This is a genomic window from Pseudomonas sp. AC083 (assembly GCF_979253165.1).
The window spans coordinates 162,245-174,519 of sequence record NZ_CEEDDH010000001.1; the positions used below are offsets into that span (position 1 = coordinate 162,245).

Below are 12,275 nucleotides of genomic sequence, written 5' to 3' on the forward strand. Positions count from 1 at the left end.
CGCCGTGAGGTCTCTCTCGGCGTGTGCGTCTGCGCCACGCCGGGAGAGTTTTCCCCCTGTTCCGGACTTAGCCCATGAACAAACCTTTTGTCGTACCGGTTAATCCCGACTCTGCCTGCCAGCCACCCTCGACGAAGGATTTTCTGGTTGATCGTACCTTCCGCGCGCTCGCACGCATCGGTGTGGTACTGATTCTGGCGCTGGTATTTGCACTGGTGTTCGAAGTCGGACGCAAGGCACTTCCCGGTATGGAGAAGCACGGCTTCGATGTGCTTCTGGGCAGCGTGTGGGACGTCAACCAGGGCAAATACGGCATCCTGCCGGCCATCTGGGGCACGCTTTACAGCGCCTTCATCGCTTTGCTGATCGCCGGTGTCTTTGGCGTGAGCATGGCGATTTTCCTGACCCAGGATTTCCTGCCAACCAAGCTCGCTGCGCTGTTTCGCACCATCGTCGAACTGCTCGCAGCCATTCCCAGCGTGGTCTATGGCCTGTGGGGAATTTATGTGGTGATCCCGGCGATTCGGCCACTGACGACCTGGTTGAACAGCGAACTGGGCTGGATACCTTTTTTCGGCACGTCCCTGAGCGGTCCGGGCCTGCTGCCCGCAGCGCTGGTGCTCGCGATCATGATTCTGCCGACCATTGCCGCCGTGTCGCAGGACGCGCTGACGGCTGTGCCGATGAAAACCAAACAGGCCGCGTACGGCATGGGCACAACCCATTGGGAAGCGATTCTCAAAGTGATGGTGCCTTCGGCCGCCACCGGCATTTTCGGCTCGCTGGTGCTGGGCCTGGGGCGCGCGCTGGGTGAAACGATGGCGCTGGCCATGCTGGTCGGCAATGCCAACAACATTTCCCTCTCGCTGTTTGCACCCGCTAACACGCTTGCCGCTCTGCTGGCGCTGAACTTCCCCGAAGCCGGGCCGAACGAGATCGAGGTGTTGATGTATGCCGCGCTCGTGCTGATGTTGATTACGCTGATCGTGAACATTTTCGGCTCGATGATCATGATGTACGCCCAACGGGGTAACAAGTGATGACTGATCTGACCGCAGCAACAGACCTGACGGCGCCAACCGGTGCGATGCCCAGTTTGCAACGCAGGTTCGAAGGCCGCGCGCTGCGTAGCCTGATCCTGACCACCCTGGTCTGGGCAGGTGCTTTGCTCGCCAGCGTACCGCTGATTTCCGTGCTCTACATGCTGATCACTCGTGGTGGCGCGCGTCTGAACCTGGAAGTCTTCACCGAACTGCCGCCGACCGGCTTCGAGATGGGCGGCGGTTTCGGCAACGCGATGGCGGGTACCTTTGTGATGGTCGGTATCGCGGCAGCAATCGCGGTGCCGGTCGGAATCATGGCGGCCATTTTTCTGGCTGAACTGGGGCCGGATAGCAAGCTGGGCAACGCCGCGCGTTTTGCCGCCAAGATGCTTACGGGCCTGCCATCAATCCTGGCAGGTGTATTTGCCTACGCCTTGGTAGTGATGACCACCGGCACGTATTCGGCACCGGCAGGTGGCGTGGCGCTCGCCGTCCTGATGCTGCCTATCGTGGTGCTGACCGCCGAAGAATCGATGCGGATGGTGCCCAAGATCATGAAAGATGCTGCTTATGGCATGGGCTGCACTCGCTCGCAGGTCATCTGGAAAATCATCTTGCCGACCGGCATGCCGGCGATCCTGACTGGTGTGATGCTCGCCGTGGCGCGTGCCGCAGGCGAGACGGCACCGCTGTTGTTCACCGCGCTGTTCAGCAACTACTGGATCTACCACCAGGGCAATCTCGATGTCATGAACCCGACTGCCTCGCTGGCGGTGCTGATCTACAACTTCTCCGGCATGCCTTTCGATAACCAGCTCGAGCTCGCATGGGCGGCCTCGTTGGTGCTGGTGATGATCGTGCTGTTCGTGAACATCATCAGCCGGATTTTCGGCAAGCCCAAGTATTAAGAACGGGAGCATCTGATTTTGAACGTATCCACTGCGCAAATTGCCGCTCCGTTTGTCACCCAGGCGCCTGTAGTCATGGACTGCAAACTGGACAAGATTTTCTACGGCAACTTCATGGCAGTACGTGACAGCCACGTGCCCATCGAGAAAAACAAGATCACCGGATTCATCGGTCCCTCAGGCTGCGGCAAAAGTACCGTGCTGCGCAGCCTCAACCGGATGAACGATCTGGTGAAGGGCTTTCGTTTCGAGGGCCATGTGCATTTCCTCGGGCAGGATGTCTATGGCAAGGGCGTCGACCCGGTGGTCGTGCGCCGCTACATCGGCATGGTGTTTCAACAGCCCAACCCGTTCTCGATGAGCATCTTCGACAACGTGGCGTTTGGTCTTCGCCTCAATCGCTACAAGGGCGATATCGGCGACCGGGTCAAGCATGCGCTGCAAGGCGCCGCGCTGTGGGACGAAGTCAAGGACAAGCTCAAGGTCAGCGGCCTGTCGCTCTCCGGTGGCCAGCAACAACGCCTGTGTATCGCCCGGGCGATCGCCACTGAGCCGGAAGTCCTGCTGCTGGATGAGCCTTGTTCGGCACTCGACCCGATCGCCACCCGACGCGTCGAAGAATTGATGGTCGAGTTGAAGAAGGACTACACCATCGCACTGGTGACCCACAACATGCAGCAAGCCATCCGTGTTGCTGACACCACGGCGTTTTTCTCGGTGGATATTTCCCAGGGCACACGCACCGGTTATCTGGTCGAGATGGGCCCGACGGCGCAGATCTTCGACAATCCGCGTGAACAGATGACCGGCGATTACATCAGCGGCAAGTTCAGCTAAGCCTCAACACCGGTCACGGCCGCCTACCTGCACAAGCCAAATGGATTTGGCGGGCATCGGTGGACATTTACCAAGCGTTTCCAAGGAGCTCCAATGCCTGCCACGCATCGCCTTGATTTGCCTGCGATTGAACGCGCACTGCGGAAAGTGCAGAGCCGTTTCGCCGAGCTCAGCCGGCACTTCACCGAGCCTCGGGACCCGTTCACTGACGAAGTTCTGCACAATGTGCTTGAAGGCTATGCGTTGGTTGACGAATATGTTGCCCGCGGCGTCGACCTGTTCGATCTGCAGCAACTGAACCTGATGCTGGAGATCAATGCCACAGTGCTTTGCGGCCGGGATCCGGCACGCCGGCTCGAATACGCCCAGCATCTGGCGGCCACTGAGGCGCACTTCTTCAACAACGTCGAGGGCGGCATCAAGGACTTGTACAACTGGTATTGCGCGTATCGTAGTGAGTCAGTCTGGAAGCGTGCAGCGGGTGTCTATGTGCGCATTCTGAGCAAGCCGCAGCTGTTTATCGAAGGCAACAACCGCAGTGGCTCGCTGATTGTCAGCTACTTGCTCATGCGGGCAGGGCTGCCTCCATTCGTGTTGACCCTGGAAAACGCCGAGGGCTATTTCAACCCGTCTTCGGTCATCCGCAACTCCGCTAAGCATGGCGTCAAGGCGTTGTACGAATTGCCAAAGATCAAGAAAAAATATGCAGCATTCTTAGAAGAACAGGCGCCCGATCCAATGAAGTTCTTTCTCAAAGGCAAGCCTTTGCCTCTCTCTCAAGGTGGCCATTGATGAACTGGGCACCAGCATTTGCCAGATTGAAAACCTTCGGCAGCCGGGCAGGGCAGGCTATCCGCTGCGCTTTGCCGCAGTTGTTCGAACGTCAGCGCATACGGATTTCGTTCGATATCGATGACACGCTCGCCTGCCAGCTTCATCACTGCGCAGTCGAGAACAGTCGACTACCGGCCTGTATTCATCGCTGGCTGGGTGAACCTTTGCGGATGGGCACACGATCGCTGATCCGCGAGCTGCGTCGCCAGGATTGCAGTGTCTGGGTCTACACGTCGTCCGGGCGCACGCCGTCCTATATCAGGCGTTGGCTGGCGCTGTACGGCATCCGCGTCGACGGCGTGGTCAACAGCGTGCTGCACAACCGTGCCCTGACGGCGCACGGAATGTCGAATGCGCCTTCCAAGTATCCGCCAGCGTTCGATATCGACTTGCATGTCGATGATTCGGAGGGCGTGCAGATTGAAGGCAAGGATCATGGCTTCCGGGTGGTCGTGGTGCATCCCGAGGATGATCGCTGGGCGCAGAAAGTGCTGGATTCGGTGGCCAAGGTCCAGGCGCAGCTCGCCTGGCAGCAAATGCTCAGACCTCAGGCGTCGGTGCAACAGCGTGCGAAGGCGGTCTTTGAGTCGCTTGGCTGAGGGAGTACGCATTGGCTATCTGGACAGCAGCGCCTCAGGTGTACGAGGCACTGCTGAGAAATGACTCAATAGATGCGCAAACGCTGCTGCGCAAAACATGTCTTGCAGAAACGACAAAGCCCTGAATAATCAGGGCTTTGTCGTATAAAGATGGCGGAGGCGATGGGATTCGAACTCATGGACCTGTTACAGTCGACGGTTTTCAAGACCGTTGCCTTAAACCACTCGGCCACACCTCCGTTTGCGTTGCGGGCGCCATAATACCTGAATGAAACACACTGTCAAACTCTCTGCATGGCTTGTTACAGAGCGTCTGTTATGATCTTTGCGACTGAACGTTTCAAACCAACAGGAGTGTCGCCATGCGCGAACAGGATTACGCAGTTAATAACAGCGTGCAGGCTGAGCAGCTAGAGGTTAGCCGCGTCCTGCGCAACACTTATGGTCTCTTGGCCCTGACCCTCGCATTCAGCGGCGTGATGGCCTTCGTAGCCCAGCAGATGCGTGTCGGCTACCCGAACATTTTCGTGGTGCTGATCGGCTTCTACGGGCTGTTCTTCCTCACCAACAAACTCCGTGATTCCGCGTGGGGCCTGGTTTCCGCCTTCGCGTTGACCGGTTTCATGGGTTTCCTGCTCGGCCCGATCCTCAATCGTTACCTGGGCATGCAGGGCGGCGCTGAAGTGGTCAGCTCGGCTTTCGCCATGACTGCACTGGTGTTCGGTGGTCTGTCGGCCTACGTGCTGATCACCCGCAAGGACATGAGCTTCCTCGGTGGCTTCATCACCGCCGGTTTCTTTGTCCTGCTGGGCGCTACGCTGGCGAGCTTCTTCTTCCAGATCAGCGGCCTGCAACTGGCGATCAGCGCCGGCTTCGTGCTGTTCTCGTCGGTGTGCATTCTGTTCCAGACCAGCGCGATCATCCACGGCGGCGAGCGCAACTACATCATGGCGACCATCAGCCTGTATGTATCGATCTACAACCTGTTCGTCAGCCTGCTGCAACTGTTCGGCATCATGAGCCGCGACGACTGATCGTAATGGCTGCAATAAAAAACCCGCTTCGGCGGGTTTTTTATCGTCTGGAGAAAAGTGTCTGCTCAATTGATGACGATGCTGCCGTCCACTTGCTGACGGTAGATCGTGTACGGCAGCAGCAGCGTATCGAGGGCACCGGAGACCACTGCATCAACCAACAGCCCCGGGATCGCAGTGTTGCGATGATTATCGGCATCGACACCCGAGGCCAGCGGCGCATTCAAAGAACAGAAGTCATAAGCGAGGCCGCTGTAGATTCTCGGCACCGCGCCGCAATAACTTTTCTGCTGCTTGAGCCCGTCAATGGCAGCCTGGTCGTCGCGCGCCACCGTATGAATCGTGCCACAGCCGCCGAGCAGCATGCCGGCCAGCAGTATTGCCTGAATTTTCATATCGCCATTCCTTAGCCGCGAAAAAACCACAATCTACGCCGATCAAAGGCAAAAGGCATCTACGCCATCGGTGGCAGACGTCGCTTGACCGGGGTCTTCTTGACGATCGCGGTGTTGGTTTCAGCCAACGTATTCAGGCGGTCGAGCAGGGTATCGAGCTGCTCCATCGAGCGCACGTGCAGGCGGGCGATAAAGCAGTCGTCACCGGTGACCTTGTCGCATTCGGTGAACTCCGGAATCGACATGATCTGCCGCTCAACCTCCTGCAATTGCCCTGGCAGCGGCCGCACACGGACGATCGCCTGCAACTGATAGCCGAAGCATTTCGGATCGATCTCCACCGTGTAGCCCTTGAGCACGCCGCGTTCTTCCAGACGCCGCAACCGCTCGGCCACGCTGGGCGATGACAGGCCGCTGATCTGCGCCAGCGCTTTGAGCGAGCGACGCGAGTCTTCCATCAGGGCGCTGATGAGGATCTGATCGATATCGTCAGTCACATTCGAACTCCGGATTAGGCAAAGGGCGCAAATCACCCTCGATAAAAAAGGCGAAAATCAAGTTTAGCCTGCTTTATGCGCTGGAGCAGCTCGCGGCGCGCTTGGCATACTTTTGCCATGCTTCGCTCACAGCCTCAGGAGAACATGATGGACAACGCAATCCGCCGCGGTTCGCTGGAAATGACCGCCGCCATGCTGATATCCGGGACGATCGGCTGGTTTGTGCTGGTGTCCGGGCAACCGGTGCTGGACGTGGTGTTCTGGCGCTGCGTGTTCGGCGCTGGCACCTTGCTGTTGGTCTGCGCCGCGTTCGGATTCCTACGTCCGGGGATTCTGACCCGCACAACGTTTCTGCTGGCGGTGCTCAGTGGAATAGCGATTGTCGGCAATTGGGTGCTGCTGTTTGCGTCCTATTCCCGCGCCTCGATTGCCATCGGCACCGCAGTCTATAACGTGCAGCCATTCATGCTGGTCGGTCTGGCGGCACTGTTTCTCGGCGAGAAAATTACCCTGCAAAAGCTGTTCTGGCTGGTGATTTCGTTCATGGGCATGCTGGCGATTGTCAGTGCCCATGGCACGCAAGGCGAGGAGGGTAACGATTACTTGATGGGAATTGCCCTGGCGTTGGGCGCGGCGTTTCTGTATGCGATCGCGGCACTGATCATCAAGCGCCTGACCGGCACGCCGCCACATCTGATCGCGCTGATTCAAGTCTGCACCGGGGTGTTGTTGCTCGCGCCGTTCGCGCATTTCGATGCGTTGCCGCAAGGCGTAGATGCCTGGGCCAGTCTGCTGACTCTCGGGATCGTGCACACCGGTCTGATGTACGTTTTGCTGTACGGCGCGATTCAAAAATTGCCGACGGCATTGACCGGCGCGCTGTCCTTTATCTATCCGATCGCTGCGATCTTCGTTGACTGGTTCGCCTTCGGCCATCGCCTCGAATTGCTGCAATGGATAGGCGTCGCGGCGATCCTGCTGGCCGCCGCCGGCATGCAACAAGGTTGGGGCTGGAAAGCCCGGCGGCTGGCGGCGCAATAAGGATCAGATGTTCCAGCGCGGTGCGGTTGCTGCCAGGCGCTGGCGCATCTCGCTGATATTGGCAGCGAGTTGTCGGGTCAGCATCCGGTAGCCGTCGAGCGTGTTGGCAACTGGCGCGTCGAGGTCCGCTGCTGGCAGCTCCATCGGTCGCTCCAGCCGTTGCGAGGCCCCGGTTTTCAACGCGCGAGCCATGCCGATCAGCTGCACACGAATCTGCCGGTGCTCAGCCTTCAGCGCCGTTTGCAGATGTGCCTTGGCCTGCGGGTCGCTGGCATTGGGACGGATATTGCCGAGGATCTCCAGCGTGCTGATGCACATGCGCAGGTTGCGCTGAATCGCGTCGAGTTCGGTCATGGAGATTTTCACTTCTTTGGACACCGACGGCATCAGCGAGCGCAACTGCACCATCACCGTACCCACCTTGCTCATCAGTCGTACATGCTCGTCGGCGCTGACCGCTTCACCGTTGATGATGCGCCCGTATACCGTGGCGCAATCGCGCAAGGCGTCGGCGAGGTTGTAGCGCCACGAGTAGACCGCGTACAACGGCAGGGCGAAGGAAAACGCCAGGGCGAGGGCGATGCCGATCAGGATGTCGACGCCGCGCCACAGTCCATCGGTGATCGGGTTGTCGCCATGCCCGGCAACGATGAACACGGTGATCGCCGAGAGCAGGGCGGTGTAGCCGCCCTTGCCAATCGCGTGATACGAGAAGAACCCACAGACCACAGCCATGGAAAAGTAGGTCAGCCACGGCATGCCCAGCCAGGCGTGCTGCGCCACTAGGGCCAATCCGACCCCCGCGCCGATCAAGGTGCCGATGGCGCGCTCGGCGGCTTTTTTGCCGATGTTGCCGTGGTGCTGCAAACCGCCGATCACCACCAGCATGGTCACTGACGCCCATTCGCCGTGGGGCAGATTGATGCCAGTGGTCAGCAGAATCGTCGCCAACAATCCCAAGGCCACCCGCACGGAATGGATCAGGCGGGCGTGACGGTAGCGCCGATACGGGTCCAGCAGCGGACGCAGGATACGGCGCAACAGCGGTGGCAGGCGGTGGGTGCTGTAAGTAGTCAGTGCGAACCTCGTGAGTCAGTCAAATCAATGGAAGGGGAAAATGTAATTCATCCAGGCGGACATGCGCAGCAGGATTTTGCGCATCGCGCCGATGTGATGAAAGTGCTGACTGTAAAGCGCCGCTTGCCCGTAGGCGCCGCCCGGCATGAGCGCGCTGTATTCGGCGAACGCCGGGTCAGTGATTTCAATGATCACTGGCACCCGTCCGGCCGGTGGCGAACCGGTGTAGCTGATCAGCGTGCCGGAAGGTTGCACCTGGCCCTCGGCGATGACCCCGATCACACTTTTCACCCGACCGGCGAAGACCTTGCCGGGAATGCCATCGAAGGCGACTTCGGCCTCGTCGCCCACGGTCAGACGCAACAGGCTGTTCTGACGCATCCAAGCGGCGAAGTACTGACCTTCCTGCGGAATAAACACCATCGACGGGCGCAGCGGCAGCTTGCTCGCCATCATTCCCGGGCGCAGCGAAACGTGGGTGACAAAGCCTTTGCTCGGCGCTCGAACCACGGTGTTGTCCAGCTCGAACTGCGCATTGTCGAGTTGCGCCTGCAGATCGTCGGTGCGGGCAATGGCCGCATCCAGTTCACGCTGGGTGCCGAAGTTGCGGCGAATCAGTTCGGTGATGCGGTAGCGGTCACCCTTGGCCGCAACCAGTTGCGCCTTCAGCGATTTCAGGCGGTTCTGGAAAGGCGTGGGATCGATGCGGAACAGCACGTCGCCTTTTTCCAGGGGTTCGTTGCCCTTTACCGGTACGTCGATCACCTGGCCACTGATGATCGGAATGACCGGCACCGAGACAAAGTAGGAGCGCGCCACCTCGGAATAGGGATGGTTGTAGTTCATGGTGAAAATCAGCGCGCCGATGATCAGCACGCCACCCAGGACAGCGGTGGGCACGGTCCATTTGTTCAGCGGAATGCGGAAGACCTTGAAGATGGCGACGCAGAGTGCGGCGTATGTGAGGATGAGCAACAGATCCATGCTCAGATCCCCCGGCTGTCAGAGTGAGGCGCAACCGGCGACTGCGCTTCGAGCCGCTCGATCCGGGCTTGCAGCTCGACGACCTGCTGCTCAAGTTGATTGACGTGATTCTGGATGGGTTTGCCATCGCCGAAACCCCAACCGCGATCCTCGCGATAAGCCATCGCCCAGATCCACAGAAACGGCCAGAGCGCATGCAGGGTGAACAGACTGACCCAACCAGTGGCATGGATCGCGTCCTGATGCGGATGGTTGCGGTGGACAGCGATCTCGTACGGGATGTCATGCAGCACGATGATCCCGTAAAACAGCACGAGACCGACAAAAACCAACAGACCCAATGCGAAGTAATCGAGCATGGTCAGCCTCCCGGGCATCCAGCAATGCTGGGCTCAGTGTAGTCACTGAATCGCCGGGGGGCTGACGGATCGGCAGGATCATTCAATCCTGCCGATCACCCGTCAAAAGATGTAATCGGTGGTCAGGAAACTCGAATCACGCCCGCGAATGATCTCGCTGATCAGGTCCTTGTTGCTCTCCTGGAATTTGGTCGCCACCAGCGTGCGGATCGAAAACACCCGCAAGGCATCGTGAACCGACAGCGTGCCTTCGGCGGAGTTTTTGCGACCGTTGAACGGGTAGGTGTCCGGGCCGCGCTGGCACTGGGCGTTGAGGTTGATCCGCCCGACCTGATTGGCAAAGGTGTCGACCAGGCGGCCGACCGCCACCGGGTTGGTGCCGAAGATGCTCAACTGCTGGCCGAAATCGGATTCCAGCACGTAGTCAATCACGGTATCGAGGTGGCGGTACGGCACGATGGGCACGACCGGGCCGAACTGTTCTTCCTGATACACGCGCATTTGCGGATTCACCGGATACAGCACTGCCGGGTAGAAGAACGAGGCGTGGGACTCGCCACCATTCGGGTTGACCACCTGTGCGCCTTTGCTTTGCGCATCCGCGACCAGACCATGCAGATAATCGACCTTGCCCGACTCCGGCAGCGGCGTCAGCGCCACGCCGCTGTCCCACGGCATGCCCGGTTTGAGTGTGGCCAGTCTGGCGTTGAATTTCTCGATGAAGCTGTCGACCACGTCTTCATGGACGAAGAGGATTTTCAGTGCGGTGCAGCGCTGACCGTTGAACGACAGCGAACCGGTGACCGCTTCGCTGACGGCGTTGTCGAGATCGACTTCGGGCAAAACGATGCCCGGGTTCTTGGCGTCCAGACCGAGGGCAGCGCGCAAGCGGTGTGGTTTCGGGTGCAGCTTCTTCAGGTCGCTGGCAGCCTTGTTGGTACCGATGAAGGCGAAGATGTCGATCTTGCCGCTGGCCATCAGCGCGCTGACGGTCTCGCGGCCGCTGCCGTAGATGACGTTGATCACGCCGCTCGGGAAGCTGTCGCGGAAGGCTTCGAGCAACGGCCGAATCAGCAGCACGCCGAGCTTGGCCGGTTTGAACACTACGGTGTTGCCCATGATCAGTGCCGGAATCAGCGTGGTGAAGGTTTCGTTCAGCGGGTAGTTGTAAGGCCCCATGCACAAGGCGACGCCGAGCGGCACGCGGCGGATCTGGCCGAGGGTGTCCTGCTCCAGCTCAAAGCGGCTGGAACGGCGGTCGAGTTCTTTCAGGGCATTGATGGTGTCGACGATGTAATCGCAGGTGCGATCGAACTCTTTTTCCGAGTCCTTGAGGTTCTTGCCGATCTCCCACATCAGCAGCTTGACCACGGCCTCGCGCTGCTCGCGCATGCGGCCGAGGAATGCTTCGACGTGCTGGATGCGCTCGGCAACGCGCATCGTCGGCCACAGGCCCTGACCTCTATCGTAAGCGCGAACGGCAGCGTCGAGGGCGGTGAGCGCGGTGTCGGCATCCAGCAGCGGCGTGCTGCCGAGGATCACCTGTTCTTCGCCGTTTTCGCTTTTCAGATAAACCGGGCTGCGCACCTGCGCGAGCGGGCCGTCCCAGCGGTGCAATTGGCCATCGACCAGGTATTCACGCTGCTCGACCTGAGCGTCGAGGCGATATTTTTCCGGGACGTCGCTGACCGAAGGGAACAGGTTGCCAAGGATGTTTGCTGTGGTCATGTCACAACCCTGTATTGAAGTCTGCACGCAGAACAAAAAGTCTCTACAGGTTATACGCCTGAATGCCCTCGGATTTAACCCCGAAAATGTCATGCGTATGTCACGCAGAGACGCAGAGCAGAGCAGAGCAGGCATTCACACCGAAAAAACCTGTAGGAGCTGTCGATGGTTGCGATGTTTTGCTGTTAGTTAAAGTGTGGCCAGTTAAAGACTGGCCTCAATTTCTTGGCGTTGTCTACTGTCAAGTCTGACAGTAGACATCATGTTCGCGCCAGTTGTACTTGTAGTAGGTGACACAGTCTATGCAGCATGCATTGAAAGTTCAGGCTGTGCCGCTCTTCAATAGCCAAATAGCCTATCAGGATGACAGAAATGAAGACGGACACTGAAGTGGTTAAAGCAAATGCTACGGGCCTGTTTGAGGTGGAAACCGATCAGCTCGGAAGCATGCGCGCAGATGTTTGTACCCTTGACGACACAACCTACGGTTTTAGCGTTTCTGTACGTCAGGGTCTGGGAGGAAATATGGAGCCAAAAAAACTATTGCTATTAACGTTCCCCAAAAGAGAGTTGTTTTCAATATATGACGCGAAGGATTTGCTGGATGTAATGTACATGGACTACAGCGAATCTTACCATTTCGAGTATGTTGTTGAGTCTGGTTCATTTGCTGTCTCGTATACAGAGTCACCCAGGAAAGCCACTGGATTGTTCAGTATGGATATGACGTTGAAAGGCTCTCCGGTTCCACCAGGACCGCAGAGGCTCAAAGTAACAGGTTTCTTTCATTTGAAGAGTGAATAGCGTTAATCGGGTAAGGTGACTAAATTGCAGTATGGCGTCTGCGGGGTACTGGATTAATCATCTATTTGATATTGATATCGCCTCCGGACTCAAGTCCGCCCGAGCCTTAAAGCCAAATACAAATAAACAGTAAAC

General features: G+C 58.4%; 14 protein-coding genes and 1 tRNA gene. 8 read left to right on the top strand and 7 right to left on the bottom strand.

What is annotated here, in order from left to right; genetic code table 11:
• Positions 1-74: 74 nt before the first annotated feature.
• The 5 genes from pstC to AC0IXA_RS00705 all read left to right on the top strand — a co-directional run bounded on the left by pstC (position 75) and on the right by AC0IXA_RS00705 (position 4,221).
• A complete protein-coding gene (gene pstC / locus AC0IXA_RS00685) occupies positions 75-1,040 on the top strand; it encodes a phosphate ABC transporter permease subunit PstC (RefSeq protein WP_024012838.1) in 966 nt (321 codons plus the stop codon).
• A complete protein-coding gene (pstA, locus tag AC0IXA_RS00690; protein ID WP_016774590.1) occupies positions 1,040-1,951 on the top strand; it encodes a phosphate ABC transporter permease PstA in 912 nt (303 codons plus the stop codon). The genes pstC and pstA overlap by 1 nt, the downstream gene beginning before the upstream one ends.
• A gap of 75 nt (positions 1,952-2,026) precedes the next feature.
• A complete protein-coding gene (gene pstB / locus AC0IXA_RS00695) occupies positions 2,027-2,788 on the top strand; it encodes a phosphate ABC transporter ATP-binding protein PstB (protein ID WP_016774591.1) in 762 nt (253 codons plus the stop codon).
• A 93-nt stretch (positions 2,789-2,881) separates the two neighbouring features.
• Entirely contained in the window at positions 2,882-3,580 is a 699-nt protein-coding gene (locus AC0IXA_RS00700; RefSeq protein WP_076563142.1) for a hypothetical protein, read from the top strand.
• On the top strand, positions 3,580-4,221 hold the full coding sequence (locus AC0IXA_RS00705) for a hypothetical protein (RefSeq protein WP_471811137.1): 642 nt from the start codon (positions 3,580-3,582) through the stop codon (positions 4,219-4,221). Before AC0IXA_RS00700 ends, AC0IXA_RS00705 begins: the two co-directional genes overlap by 1 nt.
• 151 nt (positions 4,222-4,372) lie before the next feature.
• On the opposite strand, the gene AC0IXA_RS00710 is transcribed toward AC0IXA_RS00705, so the two are convergent.
• Positions 4,373-4,460: transfer RNA gene (locus tag AC0IXA_RS00710), tRNA-Ser, on the bottom strand.
• Positions 4,461-4,583: 123 nt separating this feature from the next.
• On the opposite strand from AC0IXA_RS00710, the gene AC0IXA_RS00715 reads away from it, so the two are divergent.
• The gene (locus AC0IXA_RS00715) at positions 4,584-5,255 is read left to right on the top strand and encodes a Bax inhibitor-1/YccA family protein (protein WP_008006561.1); all 672 of its coding nucleotides are present in this window, start codon (positions 4,584-4,586) and stop codon (positions 5,253-5,255) included.
• A 65-nt stretch (positions 5,256-5,320) separates the two neighbouring features.
• Here the strand turns inward: AC0IXA_RS00715 and AC0IXA_RS00720 are convergent, their stop codons facing one another.
• Positions 5,321-5,650, bottom strand: coding sequence for a YceK/YidQ family lipoprotein (locus AC0IXA_RS00720; protein ID WP_400503224.1), 330 nt, complete (start codon positions 5,648-5,650; stop codon positions 5,321-5,323).
• 59 nt (positions 5,651-5,709) lie between these two features.
• Entirely contained in the window at positions 5,710-6,147 is a 438-nt protein-coding gene (locus tag AC0IXA_RS00725) for an Lrp/AsnC family transcriptional regulator (RefSeq protein WP_056785725.1), read from the bottom strand.
• Between the two features lie 147 nt (positions 6,148-6,294).
• Between AC0IXA_RS00725 and AC0IXA_RS00730 the strand changes: the two genes are divergently transcribed.
• Positions 6,295-7,188 (top strand): DMT family transporter, encoded by an 894-nt coding sequence (locus tag AC0IXA_RS00730; RefSeq protein WP_471811140.1) that lies wholly within the window; start codon positions 6,295-6,297, stop codon positions 7,186-7,188.
• Positions 7,189-7,191: 3 nt separating this feature from the next.
• On the opposite strand, the gene AC0IXA_RS00735 is transcribed toward AC0IXA_RS00730, so the two are convergent.
• The 4 genes from AC0IXA_RS00735 to AC0IXA_RS00750 all read right to left on the bottom strand — a co-directional run bounded on the left by AC0IXA_RS00735 (position 7,192) and on the right by AC0IXA_RS00750 (position 11,336).
• Entirely contained in the window at positions 7,192-8,232 is a 1,041-nt protein-coding gene (locus tag AC0IXA_RS00735; protein WP_471811613.1) for an FUSC family protein, read from the bottom strand.
• Positions 8,233-8,289: 57 nt separating this feature from the next.
• Positions 8,290-9,249, bottom strand: coding sequence for an HlyD family secretion protein (locus tag AC0IXA_RS00740; protein WP_323164878.1), 960 nt, complete (start codon positions 9,247-9,249; stop codon positions 8,290-8,292).
• A 2-nt stretch (positions 9,250-9,251) separates the two neighbouring features.
• Positions 9,252-9,608: a DUF3302 domain-containing protein gene (locus tag AC0IXA_RS00745; protein WP_110599509.1), complete on the bottom strand. Its 357-nt coding sequence runs from the start codon at positions 9,606-9,608 to the stop codon at positions 9,252-9,254.
• A gap of 102 nt (positions 9,609-9,710) precedes the next feature.
• Positions 9,711-11,336, bottom strand: a complete 1,626-nt coding sequence (locus AC0IXA_RS00750; protein ID WP_471811143.1) for an NADP-dependent glyceraldehyde-3-phosphate dehydrogenase — start codon at positions 11,334-11,336, stop codon at positions 9,711-9,713.
• 372 nt (positions 11,337-11,708) lie between these two features.
• Here AC0IXA_RS00750 and AC0IXA_RS00755 point away from each other — a divergent pair, with 372 nt between their 5' ends.
• On the top strand, positions 11,709-12,140 hold the full coding sequence (locus AC0IXA_RS00755) for a hypothetical protein (protein WP_471811145.1): 432 nt from the start codon (positions 11,709-11,711) through the stop codon (positions 12,138-12,140).
• The last annotated feature ends 135 nt before the right edge of the window (positions 12,141-12,275 follow it).